15 protein-coding genes are annotated in these 18,465 nt (G+C 67.1%); 5 read left to right on the top strand and 10 right to left on the bottom strand.

What is annotated here, in order from left to right; translation table 11 throughout:
• Positions 1-257: 257 nt before the first annotated feature.
• The 6 genes from prpD to EKG36_RS20130 form a co-directional block, all read right to left on the bottom strand.
• Complete coding sequence (gene prpD, locus EKG36_RS20155) at positions 258-1,742, bottom strand: 2-methylcitrate dehydratase (RefSeq protein ID WP_126487071.1); 1,485 nt, start codon at positions 1,740-1,742, stop codon at positions 258-260.
• A 128-nt stretch (positions 1,743-1,870) separates the two neighbouring features.
• Positions 1,871-3,055 (bottom strand): 2-methylaconitate cis-trans isomerase PrpF, encoded by a 1,185-nt coding sequence (gene prpF, locus EKG36_RS20150; protein WP_126487070.1) that lies wholly within the window; start codon positions 3,053-3,055, stop codon positions 1,871-1,873.
• A 9-nt stretch (positions 3,056-3,064) separates the two neighbouring features.
• Positions 3,065-5,689, bottom strand: coding sequence for a Fe/S-dependent 2-methylisocitrate dehydratase AcnD (gene acnD, locus EKG36_RS20145; protein WP_126487069.1), 2,625 nt, complete (start codon positions 5,687-5,689; stop codon positions 3,065-3,067).
• A 322-nt stretch (positions 5,690-6,011) separates the two neighbouring features.
• Positions 6,012-7,139, bottom strand: coding sequence for a bifunctional 2-methylcitrate synthase/citrate synthase (gene prpC, locus EKG36_RS20140; protein WP_126487068.1), 1,128 nt, complete (start codon positions 7,137-7,139; stop codon positions 6,012-6,014).
• Positions 7,140-7,178: 39 nt separating this feature from the next.
• The gene (prpB, locus tag EKG36_RS20135) at positions 7,179-8,069 is read right to left on the bottom strand and encodes a methylisocitrate lyase (protein WP_126487067.1); all 891 of its coding nucleotides are present in this window, start codon (positions 8,067-8,069) and stop codon (positions 7,179-7,181) included.
• A 31-nt stretch (positions 8,070-8,100) separates the two neighbouring features.
• On the bottom strand, positions 8,101-8,814 hold the full coding sequence (locus EKG36_RS20130) for a GntR family transcriptional regulator (protein WP_126487066.1): 714 nt from the start codon (positions 8,812-8,814) through the stop codon (positions 8,101-8,103).
• A 237-nt stretch (positions 8,815-9,051) separates the two neighbouring features.
• Here EKG36_RS20130 and pabB point away from each other — a divergent pair, with 237 nt between their 5' ends.
• Both pabB and EKG36_RS20120 read left to right on the top strand, forming a co-directional pair.
• The gene (pabB, locus tag EKG36_RS20125) at positions 9,052-10,404 is read left to right on the top strand and encodes an aminodeoxychorismate synthase component I (protein ID WP_126487065.1); all 1,353 of its coding nucleotides are present in this window, start codon (positions 9,052-9,054) and stop codon (positions 10,402-10,404) included.
• 220 nt (positions 10,405-10,624) lie between these two features.
• Entirely contained in the window at positions 10,625-11,245 is a 621-nt protein-coding gene (locus EKG36_RS20120; RefSeq protein ID WP_126487064.1) for a phosphoadenosine phosphosulfate reductase domain-containing protein, read from the top strand.
• 111 nt (positions 11,246-11,356) lie between these two features.
• Here the strand turns inward: EKG36_RS20120 and EKG36_RS20115 are convergent, their stop codons facing one another.
• The gene (locus tag EKG36_RS20115; protein ID WP_126487063.1) at positions 11,357-12,751 is read right to left on the bottom strand and encodes an MBL fold metallo-hydrolase RNA specificity domain-containing protein; all 1,395 of its coding nucleotides are present in this window, start codon (positions 12,749-12,751) and stop codon (positions 11,357-11,359) included.
• 128 nt (positions 12,752-12,879) lie between these two features.
• Positions 12,880-13,851, bottom strand: a complete 972-nt coding sequence (gene cysB / locus EKG36_RS20110) for an HTH-type transcriptional regulator CysB (RefSeq protein ID WP_126487062.1) — start codon at positions 13,849-13,851, stop codon at positions 12,880-12,882.
• Between the two features lie 235 nt (positions 13,852-14,086).
• Between cysB and trxA the strand changes: the two genes are divergently transcribed.
• Positions 14,087-14,410: a thioredoxin gene (gene trxA, locus EKG36_RS20105; RefSeq protein ID WP_126487061.1), complete on the top strand. Its 324-nt coding sequence runs from the start codon at positions 14,087-14,089 to the stop codon at positions 14,408-14,410.
• Between the two features lie 68 nt (positions 14,411-14,478).
• Here trxA and EKG36_RS20100 read toward each other — a convergent pair whose 3' ends face one another.
• Entirely contained in the window at positions 14,479-15,573 is a 1,095-nt protein-coding gene (locus EKG36_RS20100; protein ID WP_126487060.1) for an AI-2E family transporter, read from the bottom strand.
• 191 nt (positions 15,574-15,764) lie between these two features.
• Here EKG36_RS20100 and EKG36_RS20095 point away from each other — a divergent pair, with 191 nt between their 5' ends.
• Positions 15,765-16,544 carry an SIMPL domain-containing protein gene (locus EKG36_RS20095; RefSeq protein WP_126487059.1) on the top strand — a complete coding sequence of 260 codons (780 nt, stop codon included), beginning with the start codon at positions 15,765-15,767 and terminating at the stop codon, positions 16,542-16,544.
• Between the two features lie 163 nt (positions 16,545-16,707).
• On the opposite strand, the gene serS is transcribed toward EKG36_RS20095, so the two are convergent.
• On the bottom strand, positions 16,708-17,985 hold the full coding sequence (serS, locus tag EKG36_RS20090) for a serine--tRNA ligase (RefSeq protein WP_126487058.1): 1,278 nt from the start codon (positions 17,983-17,985) through the stop codon (positions 16,708-16,710).
• Positions 17,986-18,158: 173 nt separating this feature from the next.
• On the opposite strand from serS, the gene EKG36_RS20085 reads away from it, so the two are divergent.
• Positions 18,159-18,465 (top strand): FAD-binding oxidoreductase (locus tag EKG36_RS20085; RefSeq protein WP_148113491.1); only part of this gene is annotated, 307 nt, incomplete at its 3' end.

Below are 18,465 nucleotides of genomic sequence, written 5' to 3'. Positions count from 1 at the left end.
GGCGAGCCTGTCAACCGGGTCTTTTCAAAAAACCCTCGAAGAAACAAGCACTTCTGCCACTCATCACCGCCTGCAACGTTGCCCGTCGCCGGCAGCGGATGCGTACTTTACGGATTCTCCGCGGACGACGCAAGCCCCTTCCAAAGAAAAAATATAGGCCAAGGTCTGGCCACCTGCCAAGACCCGTTGGTTATGAGATGTGCGATGGCAAAACGCTTTGGGTATAGGCCGCGCGCCGGCCCTCATGCGCCGGGAGTTCAGATCACGAAGAGGTCGACAAACCGGTGCACAGGAGTGCCTTCCAGGCGCGCCTGGTCCTTGCACAGCGCGAAGATCGTCTCGCATCGAGCGCGCGGGAAGCGTGTGGCCAGGTTGTGGCGGAACTTCTCCTCCAGTACCGGGATTCCCTCGTCCCGCCGGCGGCGATGGCCAATCGGGTATTCGACCGCCACCCGGTCGGTACTGCTGCCATCCTGGAAGAACACCTGGATGGCGTTGGCGATCGAGCGCTTCTCGGGATCATGGTAGTCACGGGAATAGCGCTCGTCCTCGACGACCTGCATCTTGCCGCGCAGCCTGTCGATCAGCGGATGGGCCGCATGGAAGGCATCCTCGTAATGCTCGGCGGTCAGGCTGCCGAAGATCAGCGGCACCGCGGTCATGTATTGCAGGCAATGATCCCGGTCGGCGGGATTGGCCAGTTGTCCCTCCTTGGAGATGATGCGGATCGCGGACTCGTGGGTGGTCAGCACAATGCGATCGATCTCGTCGAGGCGGTCCCTGACCTGCGGGTGCAGGGTCACGGCCGCCTCGCAGGCGGTCTGGGCATGGAATTCGGCGGGGAAGGAGAGCTTGAACAGCACGTTTTCCATCACGTAGCTGCCGAACTCCCGCTGGAAGCTGAACCGACGCTCCGCCTCCGGCTTGGTGGCCAGGTCCTTGTTGGTGTGGCTGAAGAGCACATCGTAGAAACCCCACTGGGGGGCGGAGAGCGCGCCGGGGATGCCCATCTCGCCACGCAGGGCGATATCCGCCAGGCGCACGCCGCGAGACGTCGCGTCCCCCGCCGCCCAGCTCTTGCGGGAACCGGCATTGGGGGCGTGGCGATAGGTCCGCAGGCTCTGGCCGTCGACCCAGGCGTGGGACAGGGCGGCGAGCAGCTGCTCGCGGTCGGCGCCCATCAGCCTGGCGGCCACGGCGGTGGAGGCCACCTTGACCAGTACGACGTGATCCAGGCCGACGCGGTTGAAGGAATTCTCGAGTGCCAGCACACCCTGGATCTCGTGGGCCATGATCATGGCCTCGAGCACCTCCCGCATGGTCAGCGGATCCTCGCCCTGGGCGACACGCTTCTGGGAGAGGTGGTCGGCCACGGCAAGAATGGCACCGAGGTTGTCGGAGGGATGCCCCCACTCGGCAGCCAGCCAGGTGTCATTGTAGTCGAGCCAGCGGACGGTGGCCCCGATGTCCCAGGCCGCCTTGGCCGGGTCCAGGCGGAAGGAGGTGCCCGGCACCCTTGCCCCATGGGGCACGATGGTGCCCTCCACCAGGGGGCCCAGGTGCTTGGTGCATTCGGGGAAGCGCAGCGCCAGCAGGCCGCAGCCCAGGGTATCCATCAGGCAGTTGCGGGCGGTATCCAGGGCCTCGCCGCTGTCGACGGTGAAAGCGAGAACATAGTCGGCGATCTTCTGCAGCTCGCTGTCATAGTCCGGTCGCACATTGCGTTCGACGGTTGCGCTCATCCTCTGGCCTCCTCTTTGCGCTGCCTCACCCGCGTGAACCGGACCGCCCAGCGGCGATCCGGCGATGACTTCCGACCTGCCCTACCGGCAGTATCGGCTGCGAACGCTCCGGGTGCCAGGCATGCGCCTCAGCCCGCCACCACCTCCCCGGGAACGCGCACCCAGCCTTCCATCAAGACCCGGGCGCTGCGGCTCATGATCGCCTTGGTGGCGGTCCACTGGCCATCGACCTGGCGAGCCTCGGCACCGACCCGCAAGGTCCCGGAGGGATGGCCGAAGCGCACGGCAGTGCGCTCACCGCCGCCCGCCGCCAGGTTGACCAGAGTCCCCGGCACCGCCGCGGCCGCACTGATGGCGACGGCCGCCGTGCCCATCATGGCGTGATGCAGCTTGCCCATGGACAGCGCCCTCACCAGGAGGTCCACCTCGTCGGCCTGGATCGTCTTGCCGCTGGAGGCCTGGTAGCCGGTCGGCGGAGCAACGAAGGCGACCTTCGGGGTGTGCTGGCGACTGGCGGCCTCATCGACATGCTCGATGAGCCCCATGCGCACCGCTCCGTGGGCGCGGATCGCCTCGAAGCGGGCCAGGGCCTCGGCGTCGCCGTTGATGGCCTCCTGGAGCTCGGTCCCCGTATAGCCGATGTCTGCGGCGTTGACGAAGATGGTCGGGATGCCGGCATTGATCAGGGTCGCCGGCAGGGTTCCCACACCCGGTACCTCGAGTTCCTCGACGACCCGTCCGGTGGGAAACATCGCCCCTTCGCCATCGGCCGGGTCCATGAACTCGACCGGCACCTCCGCCGCGGGGAAGGTCACGCCGTCGAGCTCGAAGTCCCCGGTCTCCTGGACGCGCCCCTCGGTGATGGGCACCCGGGCGATGATGGTCTTGCCGATGTTGGCCTGCCAGATCCGCACCTCGGCGATGCCGTTCTCCGGGATCCGGGCCTCATCGACCAGGCCATTGCTGATGGCGAAGGGCCCCACTGCCGCCGAGAGGTTGCCGCAGTTGCCGCTCCAGTCGACGAAGGGCTTGTCGATGGACACCTGGCCGAACAGGTAGTCGACGTCGTGGTCGGGGCTGTCGCTTCTCGACAGGATCACCGTCTTGCTGGTGCTCGAGGTCGCCCCGCCCATGCCGTCGATCTGTTTCTGATAGGGGTCGGGGCTGCCGATCACCCGCAGCAGCAGGGCATCGCGGGCGGGGCCCGGCACACGAGCGGCCGTTGGCAGGTCGTCCAGGCGGAAGAACACGCCCTTGCTGGTGCCGCCACGCATATAGGTGGCGGGGATGCGGATCTGGGGTCGATGGGTCATGTAGCCTCCTCAGGCGACCTCGCTGGATTCGAGAAAGTCCTGGGCGAAACGCTGCAGCACGCCGCCCGCCTTGTAGATGGAGACCTCCTCGGCGGTGTCCAGGCGGCAGATCACCGGCACGCGCTCGCTGTCGCCGTTGCTGCGATGAATCACCAGGGTCAGTCCCGCGCCGGGCGCCGGGGCGCCTTCCACGTCGTAGGTCTCGGTGCCGTCCAGCCCCAGGGTGTGGCGGGTGGTGCCTTCCTCGAACTGCAGGGGCATCACGCCCATGCCGATCAGGTTGGTGCGGTGGATGCGCTCGAAGCCCTCGGCGACAATGGCCTCCACGCCGGCCAGCGCCACGCCCTTGGCCGCCCAGTCCCGCGATGAGCCCTGGCCGTAGTCGGCGCCGGCGATGATGATCAGTGGCTGCTTGCGCGCCATGTAGGTTTCGATGGCCTCCCACATGCGGGTGACCTGGCCTTCCGGCTCGATGCGCGCCAGCGAGCCCTGGATCACCTCGCCCGCCTCGTCGCGCACCATCTCGTTGAACAGCTTGGGGTTGGCCAGCGTCGCGCGCTGGGCGGTCAGGTGATCCCCCCGGTGGGTGGCGTAGGAGTTGAAGTCCTCCTCCGGCAGGCCCATCTTCGCCAGGTACTCCCCGGCCGCGCTGTCCGCCATGATGGCGTTGGACGGCGACAGGTGGTCGGTGGTGATGTTGTCCGGCAGGATCGCCAGGGGCCGCATGCCCTTGAGCCCGCGCTCGCCGGCCATGGTGCCCTCCCAGTAGGGCGGGCGGCGAATGTAGGTGCTCTGCGGGCGCCAGTCATAGAGCGGACTCTCGGCCGCTTCCACCGCGTCCAGGTCGAACATCGGGATGTAGACCCGCTGGAACTGCTCCGGCTTGACGTACTCGCCGACGATGGTGTCGATCTCCTCGTCACTGGGCCAGAGGTCCTTGAGGGTGATCGGCTGTCCGTCCGGAGCGTAGCCCAGCACGTCCTTCTCGATGTCGAAGCGCACGGTGCCGGCGATCGCATAGGCCACCACCAGCGGCGGCGAGGCCAGGAAGGCCTGCTTGGCATAGGGGTGGATACGCCCGTCGAAGTTGCGGTTGCCGGAGAGCACCGCCGTGGAGTAGAGGTCGCGGTCGATGATCTCCTGCTGGATCGCCGGGTCCAGGGCACCGGACATGCCGTTGCAGGTGGTACAGGCATAGGCGACGATGCCGAAGCCCAGCGCCTCCATTTCGGGCAGCAGGCCGGCCTCCTCCAGGTAGAGACGCGCCACCTTGGACCCCGGGGCGAAGGAGGACTTTACCCAGGGCTTGCGCGTGAGCCCCAGTTCGTTGGCCTTCTTGGCCAGCAGGCCCGCGGCCACCACGTTGCGCGGATTGGAGGTGTTGGTGCAGCTGGTGATGGCGGCGATGATCACCGCGCCATCGGGCATCTTGCCCGCTTGCTCTTCCGCCTGGGCCTTGTCGTAGTCGACGGCGATGCCGCGGTCGTGCAGGGCACTGGTGGGCAGGCGGCGATGCGGGTTGGACGGACCGGCCAGGTTGCGCTCCACGGTGGAGAGATCGAACTCCAGCACCCGCTCGTACTGGGCGCCTGCCAGGTCGTCCGCCCACAGGCCGTTGGTCTTGGCGTACTGCTCGACCAGCGCCACCTGCTCCGGCTCGCGGCCGGTGAGCGTGAGGTAGTCGAGGGTCTGGTCGTCGATGTAGAACATCGCCGCCGACGCCCCGTACTCCGGGGTCATGTTGGAGATGGTGGCGCGGTCGCCGATGGTCAGGCTTGCGGCCCCCTCGCCGAAGAACTCCAGGTAGGCACCCACCACCCGCTCCTGGCGCAGGAACTCGGTGATCGCCAGCACGATATCGGTGGCGGTGATGCCGGGCTGGCGCTTGCCGGTCAGCTTGACGCCGACGATGTCGGGCAGGCGCATCATGGAGGGGCGCCCCAGCATCACGGTCTCGGCCTCGAGGCCGCCCACGCCGATGGCGATCACCCCCAGGCAGTCGATATGCGGGGTGTGGCTGTCGGTGCCCACGCAAGTGTCCGGGAAGGCCACGCGCTTTCCATTCTCATCGGGGCGGGCCTGCACCACCGGCGACATCTTTTCCAGGTTGATCTGGTGCATGATGCCGTTGCCGGCGGGGATGACGTCGACGTTCTCGAACGCCGTCTTCGTCCACTCGATGAAGTGAAAGCGATCCTCGTTACGGCGATCCTCCACCGCCCGGTTCTTGTCGAAGGCGTCCTGCTCGAAGCCGGCATGCTCGACGGCCAGCGAATGATCGACGATCAGCTGGGTGGGCACCACCGGGTTGACCTTGGCGGGATCGCCGCCGCGCTCGGCGATGGCGTCACGCAGGCCGGCCAGGTCGACCAGAGCGGTCTGGCCGAGGATGTCATGGCAGACGACCCGGGCCGGGTACCAGGGAAAGTCCAGGTCGCGCTTGCCATCGATGATCTGCTCGAGGGCGGCGTCGCGCAGGCCCGGCTCGCAGCGACGCACCAGCTGCTCGGCCAGCACGCGGGCGGTATAGGTCAGGGTGTCGTAAGCACCGGGGCGGATTGCCTCGACCGCCTCGCGGGTATCGAAGTAGTCCAGCCCGGTGCCGGGCAGGGGCTTGCGGTAATCGGTATTCATGGCGTGGCCACCATCGGGTCGTGGACAGAAGAAAGAGGCGGCAGCAGAGGCTATTCAGCCTGCGGCTCCCAAAGGACTTGCGGCGACAAGCCGCCGGAGGGCCGACCCCGGGGAGCCGGACCTTCGCGAGGGTGCTAGCCTTGCCCTGCGGCGTTGTTGCATCCAACGCCGCTTGCAGGGCCTGGGCGGGCCATCCGTGGCCAACCCGTTCGGCGGGAAGACCATCCAGCGGATGGTCATGGTTTTCCGCCTCCCCCCGGGCAAAGGACCCTCGCTTCGCTTGTCTGGAGCATCCGCCATGACGGATGCTCGTGCATGAACGTCAGTCGCGTTCCTCGAGCGGCACCCACTCGCTGTGCTCCGGGCCGGTGTAATCGGCGCTCGGGCGAATGATGCGGTTGTTCTCGCGCTGCTCGAAGACGTGGGCGCACCAGCCGGTGACCCGCGAACAGACGAAGATCGGGGTGAACAGCTTGGTGGGGATGTCCATGAAGTGGTAGGCACTGGCATGGAAGAAGTCGGCGTTGCAGAACAGCTTCTTCTCCCGCCACATCACCGCCTCGACCCGCTCGGAGACCGGATAGAGCACGCTGTCGCCGACGTCCTCGGCGAGTTGCTTCGACCAGTGCTTGATGATGGCATTGCGCGGATCGGACTCGCGGTAGATGGCGTGCCCGAAGCCCATGATCTTGTCCTTGCGCTCGAGCATGCCCAGTATCTCGCGCTCGGCCTCCTCGGGAGACTGCCAATCCTCGATCATCGCCATGGCCGCCTCGTTGGCGCCGCCATGCAGCGGCCCGCGCAGCGAGCCGATGGCGCCGGTCACGCAGGAGTGCATGTCGGAGAGCGTGGAGGCGCAGACGCGGGCGGTGAAGGTCGAGGCGTTGAACTCGTGCTCGGCGTAGAGGATCAGCGAGACGTTCATTACCCGGGCATGCAGCTCCGAGGCCGGCTCGTCGCGCAGCAGGTGCAGGAAGTGGCCCCCCACCGACTCGTCGTCGGTCTCGGTCTCGATGCGCACGCCATCGTGGCTGAAGCGATACCAGTAGCAGATGATCGAGGGCAGCGCCGCGAGCAGCCGGTCGGACACGTCCTGCTGCTGGTCGAAGCTCTCCTCGGTCTCCAGGTTGCCGAGCATGGAGGCGCCGGTACGCATCACGTCCATGGGGTGGGCATCGGCCGGGATCTGCTCGAGCACGGTCTTCAGGGCCGCAGGCAGCCCGCGCAGCCCCTTGAGCTTGGTGACGTAGGCCTCCAGCTCGGCCCGGTTGGGCAGCTTGCCCTTGAGCAGCAGGTAGGCCACTTCCTCGAAGCGCGCCTTCTCGGCCAGTTCCTTGATGTCATAGCCGCGATAGGTCAGGCCGGAGCCGGTCTTGCCGACGGTGCACAGGGCCGTGGAGCCGGCGCTCTGGCCGCGCAGGCCGGCGCCGCCGATCGGTTTGTCTGCCATGGTCGTGTCTCCTGTCATCTGCTTGTTGTGAATGAGCGCTTACTTGTCGTCGCCCTGCTCGGTGAACAAGGCATCGAGCTTGCGCTCGAAGTCGTGATAGTTGAGGAAGTCGTAGAGCTCGTCGCGAGTCTGCATCAGCTCCACCACGTCTCGCTGGTGCCCCTGGTCGTGGATGCTCTGGTAGACCTTCAGCGCCGCGGCGTTCATGGCGCGGAAGGCCGACAGCGGGTAGAGCACCATGCGGCAGCCCACCTCGGCGAGTTCGTCCTGGCTGAACAGCGGCGTGGCGCCGAACTCGGTGATATTGGCCAGGATCGGCGCATCGAGGCGCTCGCAGAAGGCGCGGTAGTCATCCAGGGTGTGGACGGCCTCGGCGAAGATGGCGTCGGCACCGGCCTCGAGGCAGGCATTGGCGCGCTCGATGGCGGCTTCCAGCCCTTCCTTCTGGAAGGCATCGGTGCGGGCGATCAGGTAGAAGTCCGGGTCGAGGCGCGCATCGGCGGCGGCCTTGACCCGGTCCACCATTTCGCCCTGGGAAACGATCGCCTTGTTGGGGCGATGCCCGCAGCGCTTCTGGGCCACCTGATCCTCCAGGTGCACGGCGGCCACCCCGGCTCGCTGCATCTCCTTGACGGTGCGAGCGATGTTGAAGGCGCCGCCCCAGCCGGTATCGATGTCCACCAGCAGCGGCACCTCGGTGGCCCCGCAGATCCGGTGGGCATCCTCGACCACGTCGTTCATGGTGGTCATGCCCAGATCCGGCAGGCCGAAGGAGGCATTGGCGACACCGCCGCCGGACAGGTAGATCGCCTGATGGCCAACCCGCTCGGCCATCATGGCGGTGTAGGCGTTGATAGTGCCGACGATGGGCAGCGGGTGGTTGGCCTCGAGGGCGGCACGGAAACGGGCGCCGGGGGTGGGTCGGGTCATGGGATCTCTCCAGTGGGTCGGCGGGGCATCCTCAGGTGGACGCCTCCAGTTCCTGTTTGAGGGAGGCGGCGTAGCGTTCGACGACGTTCTCCCGTGAGGCGCTGACATGGCGACGCATCAGCAGTTCGGCGAGCTCGGCGTCCCCGGCCTCGATGGCATCGACGATCCGATGGTGCTCGACGAAGGCTCGCTGGGGGCGGGTGCCGCTGGCGCTGAACTGGGTGCGATACAGCCTCACCAGGTAGTAGAGGTCGTCACACAGCATGCCCATCAGCATCTTGTTGTGGCTGCCCTGGACGATGCGGTAGTGGAAGTCCAGGTCACCCTCGCGTTGGTAGTAGGCCTCGCCACGGCGCAGGTCGGCCTGACGCTCGTGGACCGCCAGCACCTCCCGCAGGCCGTCGATCTCCTCGGCGCTCATGTGCTCGGCGGCCAGCCGGGCGGCCATGCTTTCCAGCGCCTCGCGCACGTCGAACAGCTCGAGCAACTCCTTCATCGACAGCTTGACCACCCGAGCCCCCACATGGGGCACGCGCTCGATCAGCCGGTGCGCCTCCAGGCGGCGCATGGCCTCCCGAAGCGGCCCGCGAGAGATGCCGTAGCTGCGGGACAGCCCCGGCTCAGTGATCTTGCTGCCCGGCGCCAGCTCACCCCGGACGATGGCATCCTGGAGCTGCTGGAAGACACGTTCCGCCAGGGTGCGGACCTCGGGGGTGGTGGCCGGTTCGGTCGGGGCGTTCGTCATGGCAATTGTCGACAATTGAGGATTGATGGAACTGTAGACAGTGCCATCCTTCGGGTCAATATGCCATCGGGGCCGGCCCTCTCCCCCTTTGGTTGTAAACAACCAAGCAAACGCTCGGCAGGATGTCGACAATAGCCGGGGTGCGTTGACCGGGCGTCCGCCCCAGCGCCACGCTGCCGGCGACAAACCCCGTCGCGAGGCCTAGAATGTGGCGCCTGTTGAGGGAAGGCGCCATTGATGACAACACCACTCGAGATCACCCCCCTGAGCTATCGGGAAGACCCCCTGGACCTGTTCGCGGCCCTGCGCCATCGGCCGGCGGCCGTGCTGCTCGACAGCGGCCGCCCGGTCGCTCCGGGCGGCCGCTACGATATTCTCTCCAGCGACCCCTTGAGCGTGCTGGACATCGATGCCCGGGGACGGGTCCACGGGGATGCCTCGCTGCCGGACGGCCTCGGTCCCTTCGCCGCCCAGCAGGCCCTGCTCGACCGCCTGAGCGGCCAGGTGCCGGACAGCGACCTGCCCTTCCTCGGCGGCCTGATCGGTTTCTGGAGCTATGATCTCGGCCGCTGCCTGGAGCCGGTGCCCGGCCGGGCGACCCCCGTGGCCGATCTCCCGGCCAGCCGCGTCGGTCTCTACGACTGGGCCATCATCCTTGACCACCAGCGCCGCGAGGCCTGGCTGGTGGCGACCGCCGAGCGCCGTGACCAGGTGCTTGGCTGGCTGGCGCCCCCCCCGCCGGCGGGCGAGGACTTCCGCCTGACCGGCGAATTCCTCCCCGAGATGTCGCGGGAGGACTACCTGGCACGCTTCGACGCCGTTCAGCGCTACATCCGCGAGGGCGACTGCTACCAGATCAATCTCGCCCAGCGCTTCAGCGCCGCCTATCAGGGCGACCTCTGGCAGGCCTATCGGCGCCTGCGCCGGGCCACCCCGACGCCCTTCTCGGGATTCATCGCCTGGGACGACCACGCCATCCTGTCGCTGTCCCCCGAGCGCTTCCTGCATTGCGCCCAGGGGCGGGTGGAAACCCGGCCGATCAAGGGCACCCGCCCCCGCGGCCGGACACCGGAGGAGGATCGGCGCCTCGCCGAGGAACTCGCTGCCAGTATCAAGGATCGCGCCGAGAACGTGATGATCGTCGACCTGCTGCGCAACGACCTGGGCCGGGTATGCCGTCCCGGCACGGTCCGGGTCCCGCAACTGTGCGGGCTGGAGAGCTACGCCAACGTGCATCACCTGGTCAGCGTGGTGACCGGCGAGCTGGACGGGCGCCACTCCCCCCTGGACCTGCTGGCCGCCGCCTTTCCCGGTGGCTCGATCACCGGCGCGCCCAAGGTGCGCGCCATGCAGATCATCGACGAGCTCGAGCCCTCGGCCCGCAGCGCCTACTGCGGCAGCCTCGGCTATGTGGATGTGAGGGGCCATATGGACACCTCCATCGCCATTCGTACCGCCGTGGCCGACCGGGGCCGGCTGCACCTGTGGGGCGGTGGCGGCCTGGTCGCCGACTCCCGCGGCGAGGACGAGTATGAAGAGACCCTGGACAAGATCCGTCACCTGATGGCGGCACTTGGCGACCCGGCCTGACGATGCCCGCATGGTCGATGAGAAGCTCATCGCCCACACGACACGCCGCTGTGCCGCGATAATTCCGGCATGATGGCCGGCCAGACAATAAGCCTCAATGGAATAATGAAAGCGACTTTTTAATACTTAGCGGCATAAATATCCAATCAAACGGTATTGGGGCCGCTCACTTGGGCTCTGCTAGTGTAGCGCCACCGAGACACCATTCAGGGAGGCGCTCATGGAGCCGCAACTCGACGCCATCAACCGTGACCTGGGCCAGGATCCCGAGGCCCTGATTCGCTGGGCCCTGGAACAGGGCAGCCGGCCGCTCTGCACCACCAACTTCCGCCCCTTCGAAGCGGTCATCCTGCACATGGTGACGCAGCAACGGCCGGACATGCCCATCGTGTGGATGGACCACGGCTACAACACCGAGGCTACCTATCGCTTCGCCGACGCCGTGGTGAAGCGCCTAGACCTCAACCTGATCAGTTACATCCCGCGCCGCACCCGGGCCCATCGTGAGGCGGTCGACGGTCCCATGCCGGGCATCGACGACCCGCGCCACGCGGCCTTCACCGAGGAAGTGAAGCTCGAGCCCTTCGGCCGGGCGCTGCGCGAGATGGCACCGGACGTCTGGTTCACCGCCCTGCGCGCCGAAGACACCCCGGAACGGGCCCGCATGGACGCCGTTTCCCGCAACGCCGACGGCCTGCTCAAGGTGGCGCCGTTGCTGCACTGGAGCGCACGCGACCTCTACCAGTATCTGCAGGCCCACGACCTGCCCAACGAGTTCGACTACTTCGATCCCACCAAGGTGGAAGCGAAGCGGGAGTGCGGGCTGCACCTGCAACACTGAGCAGGCCTCCGAACCCGGCCTGACCGCCTCGCCAACGCCGGCGCCCGTCCCTCGTGGACGGGCGCCGGCGTTTTGCGTGACGACGTCGCGAGCGGGTGAGTCAACCGGGCGTCACAGCGGATGGCAATCATGCAGGGCCGGCATCCGCACGTCCGTGTCCGTCAGCAGATCGGCGAAGGCCTGCATCGCGTCGGCGTCGCCGTGCACCAGGTAGGTCACCGGCGCGCCGCCGGTGCGCCGGTACCAATCCAGCAGTTCCTGGCGATCAGCGTGGGCGGAGAAGCCGTTGATGGTGTGGATGCTGGCATGGACGGGAATCTCCTCGCCGAAGATCCTCACCGAATCGGCACCGTCGACGATGCGTCGAGCCAGCGTGCCTCGAGCCGCGAAGCCGACAAAGACGATGCTGCTGTCCCGTCGCCACAGGTGGTGCTTGAGGTGGTGGCGGATGCGTCCCCCCGTGCACATCCCCGAGCCTGCCATGATCACCGCCCCGCCGCCGATCCGGTTGAGGGCCATGGAATCCGCCGTCTCGCGGGTAAAGTGCAGGCCGGGCAACTGGAACGGGTCCTGGCCGGACTGGAAGATGGCCCGGGTGTCGTCGCCGTAGGCCTCGGGGTGCCGCCGGAAGATCTCGGTGGCGGAGATCGCCATGGGGGAATCGAGGAAGACCTGGATGGCCTGTGAGAGGATGCCGCGCTCGACGCCCTGGCGCAGGAAGTAGAGCAGCTCCTGGGCTCGCTCCATGGCGAAGGTCGGAACGATGACGTTGCCGCCGCGCCGGAAGGTGGCATTGATCGCCTCATAGAACTCGTCGATGGTCGGCTGCAGCGCCTTGTGCGCGCGGTCGCCATAGGTGGTCTCCATGACGATCACGTCCAGCTCGGAAGCCACCTCGGGATCCCGCAGCAGGGGGCGCGCCCGATTGCCGAGATCACCGGAGAACAGCAGCCGCCGTCGCTGCCCGCCCTCCTCGAGCTCCAGCAGGATGCTCGCCGAGCCAAGGATATGGCCGGCATCCAGAAAGGTGGCATGGACCCCGGCCACCACTTCCAGGCGCTCGCCATACGCGGCGCAGCGGCCGAAGGCATCCAGGCTGTTCAGCGCGTCCAGCACACTATACAGCGGCTGTTCTTCCCGCCGGCGACCGCGCCCGTGCCGGGCAGCCCGGCGATTGTTCCGCGCAGCCTCCTCCTCCTGGAGGTTGGCGGCATCGAGCATCACTAGCCTGGCCAACTCCCGGGAAGCCGGCGTGGTGATGATCTCGCCCCGGAAACCGCGGCGTGCCAGCAGGGGAATCCGTCCGCAATGGTCCAGGTGGGCATGGGTCAGCAGCAGCGCGTCGATGTCGGATGGCGCGAAGCCGAACGGCTCGGCATTCTCCTCCTCGATCGAGCGCCCCCCCTGGTAGAGGCCACAGTCGACGAGGATGCGCGCGCCGGCGCACTCCACCAGATGGCAGGAGCCGGTCACCCCCTGATCGGCGCCATGGAAAGAGATATTCACCGATGAGCCTCCCGATGCCTTGCCAGGTCCAATGCCCATTCTCAGCATAGGCATATCGCCAGGCCGGTGCGCACGACCTGCAGGGCATCGGAACGCTCGTCACCGCGCCGGCCTGGCGCGGCGCGGACTCAGCGGACGGGCAATTCGATATGCTGGAACAGGCTCTGTTCGTGGCGTGGACCGGCAGCCAGGGCGGCATCCACCAGATCGCGCTCCAGGTGCTCGGCGAAGCCCTGCAGGAAGTCATACATGTAGCCGCGCATGAAGGTCCCACGACGGATGCCGATCTTGGTGGTGGAGCTCTCGAAGAGATGGCTGGCGTCCAGGGCCACCAGGTCGGTGTCCTGCTCGGGGTCCACGGCCATGTGGGCGACGATGCCCACCCCCATGCCGAGGCGCACATAGGTCTTGATGACATCGGCATCCGCCGCAGTCAGCACGACATTGGGGCTGAGGCCCTGGGCCCGGAAGGCATCATCGAGCTGGGAGCGGCCGGTGAAGCCGAACACGTAGGTGACCAGGGGATACCCGGCCAGAGCGTCCAGGGTGAGGGACGGCATCTCGGCCAGGGGATGCCCCTGGGGAACCAGCACGCAGCGGTTCCAGCGATAGCAGGGCAGCAGCACCAGGTCGTTGAACAACTCCAGGGACTCGGTGGCGATGGCAAAGTCGGCCTGTCCCTCGCTGACCATCTGGGCAATCTGGCGCGGTGTGCCCTGCTGCATGTGCAGGGCCACGTCGGGGTACTTGCGGGTGAACTCGCGAATGACCGGCGGCAGCGCATAGCGCGCCTGGGTGTGGGTGGTGGCGATGGACAGGCTGCCGCGCCGTTCGTCACTGTGCTCCTGGGCGACATGCTTGATGTTCTCGGTGAGTCGCAGCACCTGGCCGGCGAGATCGATGATCGCCTGGCCCGCCGGGGTGACCCGGGTCAGGTGCTTGCCGCTGCGCGCGAAGATCTCGACCCCCAGCTCGTCCTCCAGCAGGCGAATCTGCTTGGAGATGCCGGGCTGGGAGGTATAGAGGCTCTGGGCGGTGGCCGATACATTGAGATTGTGACGCGCGACTTCCCAGATGTACCTCAGCTGCTGGAGCTTCATGTCCGCTCCCTCCCCCTTGCTGTGGCGAGATCAAAAGACCATTGGGCAATAAGAATATATTTCATGATTACTTTATAGCATATCATGCAGGCGTCTACACACCTCCCGGGCAGGCCTTCGAGGTCGCACGGGGATTTGCCAGCAAGTGGGTCGCCCGCTAACATCGGTCGACCAAGCATGCATTCATGCCTGACCATCCGCGCGATGCAGCGCAACGTAGTAACTGGAGAATCCCATGGCCAATAACGTCGATGTCACCAATGCCAACTTCGAGCAGGAAGTCCTCAACGCCGATACTCCGGTCCTGCTGAAGTTCTGGGCCCCCTGGTGCGGCCCCTGCAAGGTCATGGCACCGGTGGTCGACGAGGTCGCCGAGGAACGCGAAGGCAACCTCAAGATCGTCAGCATCAACGTGGATGACGCCCCGGAAATCGCCGCCGAGCAGGGAGTGCGCGGCGTGCCCACCGTGATGCTGTTCAAGTCCGGCGCCAAGGTCGCTTCCCTGGTCGGTGCCCAGTCCAAGTCCCAACTGACCCAGTTCATCGACCAGAACGCCTGAGTCGACCGAGCCCGGTCACGCTTGTCACGCCCCGGCCAATGGCCGGGGCGTCGTCGTTCATGGCCGGCTCACTCCTCGTTATTGCGCTCCAGGGGCGGCCTGTGGGCCTTTTCCAGCGGTGTGGCGCCCGGCCCAAGCAGGTGGGCGATCCAGCGCGTCTGGGGATGACTGTCCAGGGCGATCTTGAGGGTCATGGTCAACACCACCGAGAGCAGCATCCCCACCGCCCCGAAGATCCAGCCCCAGACCACCAGCGAAAGAAACGCCACGAAGGTGGACAGCCCCAGGGCTCGCCCCATCACCCGCGGCTCGAGCAGGTTGCCCAGCACGAAATTGACCCCCAGGTAGGCGCCGGAGAGCACCAGCGCCTTGAACAGGCCGCCATCCGGCGAGACCAGCAGCAGCAGTACCGGGGGGACCGCGGCGATGGCCGAGCCGATGTTGGGGATATAGTTCAGGGCGAAGGCCAGTACCGCCCAGAGCAGCGGGAACTCCACCCCGACCAGCTTGCAGGACAGCCAGATCAGCGCCCCGGTGGCCAGGCTGATCAGGGTCTTCACCGCCAGGTAGCGCTTCAGCGTCAGGCTGAACTCGTTGAAGCGACGCAGGCTCGGGGCCGGGTTGGCCAGGGCCCGGGAGACCTTGTCGCGGAAGTTGAGCGTCTCGAACAGCAGGAACATGACCAGCAGGGCCACCACCACGCTCTGCATCATCAGGTTGCCGACCTGGCCGATCAGGGTCGGAATCCAGTTGCCGAACTGCTCGGCCTGCAGCAGCTCCCCCAGCCGATCGGTGTCGATGGCCAGCCCCAGGCCGGCCAGGCTGTCGAGCACCCCGAGGTAGTACTCGTAGAGCTTCTGCTCGATCCCCGGCAGGGCGTCGACGAAGGTGCCGAAGCTGTTGACCAGCAGCAGGCCAAGCAGCGACAGCAGGCCGCCGATCACGATCAGGGTCAGCCACACCGACAGGCGCAGGCCCACGCCCAGGCGATGCAGCCAATGGACCGGGGCGGTGCAGACCACCGCGATGAACAGCGACAGCAGCAGGGGCACCAGCAGGCTGGAGCCGGCCCGCATCCCCGCGACGATGATCACCAGGGCCGCCAGTGCCAGGGTCAGGTTCAAGGGAATGCTGCGCTGGGTATCGTCCTCGGGTCTCGCCATGCCCGCCTGCTCCGCCGTTTCAGGGTGTCGTCATGATGCCGCCTGACAGCTCAGGGTACAACGCGGCCTCCCTCGGCGTCGGGCTGGATCGTGCAACCTTTGCACAAGCGTCCCCGGTGGTCGACGGCTGGGGAACCCTGCCGGGCCGCGTCGCTCCAAGCCGACACCTCCATCGCGAAAAGGAAAGCGCCATGCCCATGTCACGCCAGCGTACCCGTCTGCCTGCCAGCCTGCTCACCGCCCTGCTTATCACTGCCTCGTCGATGGCGGCCGCCGCCGATGCCCCGCCCCCGCCTCGCCTGGACGTGCAGGCTCAGGCCGAGCTCCAGGTGGTGCCGGACCAGGCGACCCTGAACGCACGGCTGTGGGAGCGCACGCCGGCCATTGCCCAGCGCGACGCTGCCCGCACCGATCCCCAGGCCCTGGCCGAGGCCCGCCGCCGGCTCGAGGAGCGCGCCGCCACCCTGATCCGCACCCTCGAGACGGCCGGGCTCGAGCGCGAGGCCATCCAGGCCGGCTCCCTGCGGGTTCAGCCCGAGGTCCTGCATGACCGGACCGGCAAGGAGGGTGAACCGACGCCGCTGGTCCGGACCCGCCTGGAGCGCCCCTTCCGGGTCGAGATCAACGAGCTCGAACGGCTGCCGATGATGCTGGATGCCCTGACCGAGGCCGGCGTCAACGCCCTGGATGGCGTGACCTATGACCTCGCGGACCGCGAGGCGGCCACCGACGAGGCCCTGACCAAGGCCCTCGCCCGGGCCCGTCACAAGGCCGAGCTGATGGCCGAGACCCTGGGCGTCGAGCTTGGTCCGGTGCATGCGGTGAGCGAGCAGCAGGCCCCGGTGTTCCAGCCGCGCATGATGGCCATGAGCGCCGATGCCCGGGAGAGCGGCGGTGCGACCGAGTACCGTCCCGGCACCCTGACCATCGACGCCGCGGTCAACGTCAGCTGGGAAATCGAGGAGCCGTAAGCTGGAAGCTGGAAGCTGGAAGCTGGAAGCTGGAAGCTGGAAGCTGGAAGCTGGAAAGTAGCGTAAAGAGAACCGCCCCCATGGCAAGCGCCTGGGGGCGGTTCTCTTCCAGCTTCAAGCTTACGTCCGCGAAGCGGGCGATCTTCCAGCTACGATCAACGCCTCAGCCGTTGACGGTGTCGACCCCGCCCATGTAGGGCCGCAGCGCCTCGGGCACACTGATCGAGCCATCGGCATTCTGGTGGTTTTCCATCACCGCGATCAGACAGCGGCCCACCGCCAGGCCGGAACCGTTGAGGGTGTGCAGCAGCTGGGGCTTCTTCTGCTCCGGATGGCGGAAGCGCGCCTGCATGCGCCGGGCCTGGAAGTCCTCGCAGTTGGAGATCGAGGAGATTTCCCGATAGGTCTCCTGGCTCGGCAGCCAGACCTCCAGGTCGTAGGTCTTGGCCGCCCCGAAGCCCATGTCACCGGTGCACAGCGTCACCACCCGATAGGGCAGCTCCAGGGCCTGCAGGATCGCCTCGGCGTGGCCGCGCATCTCCTCAAGGGTATCGTAGCTGGTCGCCGGGTCGACCAGCTGGACCATCTCGACCTTGTCGAACTGGTGCTGCCGGATCATGCCTCGGGTATCCCGGCCATGGGAGCCTGCCTCGCTGCGGAAGCATGGCGTATGGGCAGTCAGCCGCATCGGCAATGCCTTGAAGTCGAGGATCTCGTCCCGGGCGAAGTTGGTCAGCGGCACCTCGGCGGTGGGAATCAGGCGATAGCCCCGCTCGTCCTCCAGCCGGAAGAGGTCCTCGCCGAATTTGGGCAACTGGCCGGTGCCGTATAGGGAGTCATCGTTCACCATGTAGGGGACGTAGCACTCCTCGTAGCCATGTTCGAGGGTCTGCTTGTCGAGCATGAACTGGGTCAGCGTCCGGTGCAGCCGGGCGATGGTCCCACGCATCACCGCGAAGCGGGCCCCGGTCAGCTTGGCGGCCAGGTCGAAGTCGAGCTGCCCGGTGAGTGCCCCCAGATCGACGTGGTCCCGGACCGTGAAGTCCGTCGCACGGGGCGTGCCCCAGCGATGCAGCTCGACGTTATCGTCCTCGCTGTCGCCCTGGGGGACGCTCTCGTGAGGCAGGTTGGGCAGGCCGCTGACCTGCTCGTCCCACTCCGCCTGCACCTCGGCGAGGCGTGCCTTGGCGGCGTCCAGTCGCTCGCCCAGGTCGCTGACCTCGTCGAGCAGGGGCTGGATGTCCTCGCCGCTGGCCTTGGCCTTGCCGATGGCCTTGGACCGGGTGTTGCGCTCGTTCTGCAGGCGTTCGGTCTCGGCCTGCAGCTCCCGGCGCCGGGACTCCAGGGCGGCCAGACGCTCGGTGTCGAGGACGAAGCCTCGCTTGGCCAGTCGTTGGGCGACCCCGTCGAGGTCGCTGCGCAGCAGTTTGGGATCGAGCATGGAAACCTGTCCGTCGGTATCGGTGAAAGCAGGGCGCTCATTGTAGGCAAAAGCCCGCCCCGGTGCTATGCATGCCGGCGCCGTCGGGGTGCGCCTCATGGCCGTCTCGGGGTACAGTAGGGCCTCCTTCTCCACCTGCCCCCGTGGCAGCGACAGCGACCGAACCCGATATCATGATCGCACGACTGGACACCGCTCAGGCGAGCGCCCACGGCCACGCCGATACTCCCTACCTGCACTTCCTCGAGGCCCTGCGCGACGCCGGCTTCGAGGGCGACATCGCCCCCGACTATGCCAACCGCACGGTGCTGGCCACCGACAACTCCCTCTACCAGCGCCTGCCCCAGGCGGTGCTCTACCCGAGGGGCGCCGAGGACCTGGAGCGCATCGCCCGGCTGGCCGGCCGCGACGACTTCCGCCGGGTAGTGCTGGCGCCCCGCGGCGGCGGCACCGGCACCAACGGCCAGTCGCTCACCGACG

It is taken from the genome of Halomonas nitroreducens (genome assembly GCF_003966155.1).
Lineage (GTDB): Bacteria > Pseudomonadota > Gammaproteobacteria > Pseudomonadales > Halomonadaceae > Halomonas > Halomonas nitroreducens.
The sequence above is the reverse complement of the archived record's forward strand: the minus strand, read 5'-3'. Positions and strand labels throughout refer to the sequence as shown.

Bases quoted from the DNA above. Each gene is read 5' to 3' on its own strand.
- prpD (WP_126487071.1), bottom strand. From the start codon at position 1,742: ATGAGCGCAACCGTCGAACGCAATGTGCGACCGGACTATGACAGCGAG.
- prpF (WP_126487070.1), bottom strand. From the start codon at position 3,055: ATGACCCATCGACCCCAGATCCGCATCCCCGCCACCTATATGCGTGGC.
- acnD (WP_126487069.1), bottom strand. From the start codon at position 5,689: ATGAATACCGATTACCGCAAGCCCCTGCCCGGCACCGGGCTGGACTAC.
- prpC (WP_126487068.1), bottom strand. From the start codon at position 7,139: ATGGCAGACAAACCGATCGGCGGCGCCGGCCTGCGCGGCCAGAGCGCC.
- prpB (WP_126487067.1), bottom strand. From the start codon at position 8,069: ATGACCCGACCCACCCCCGGCGCCCGTTTCCGTGCCGCCCTCGAGGCC.
- EKG36_RS20130 (WP_126487066.1), bottom strand. From the start codon at position 8,814: ATGACGAACGCCCCGACCGAACCGGCCACCACCCCCGAGGTCCGCACC.
- pabB (WP_126487065.1), top strand. From the start codon at position 9,052: ATGACAACACCACTCGAGATCACCCCCCTGAGCTATCGGGAAGACCCC.
- EKG36_RS20120 (WP_126487064.1), top strand. From the start codon at position 10,625: ATGGAGCCGCAACTCGACGCCATCAACCGTGACCTGGGCCAGGATCCC.
- cysB (WP_126487062.1), bottom strand. From the start codon at position 13,851: ATGAAGCTCCAGCAGCTGAGGTACATCTGGGAAGTCGCGCGTCACAAT.
- trxA (WP_126487061.1), top strand. From the start codon at position 14,087: ATGGCCAATAACGTCGATGTCACCAATGCCAACTTCGAGCAGGAAGTC.
- EKG36_RS20100 (WP_126487060.1), bottom strand. From the start codon at position 15,573: ATGGCGAGACCCGAGGACGATACCCAGCGCAGCATTCCCTTGAACCTG.
- EKG36_RS20095 (WP_126487059.1), top strand. From the start codon at position 15,765: ATGCCCATGTCACGCCAGCGTACCCGTCTGCCTGCCAGCCTGCTCACC.
- serS (WP_126487058.1), bottom strand. From the start codon at position 17,985: ATGCTCGATCCCAAACTGCTGCGCAGCGACCTCGACGGGGTCGCCCAA.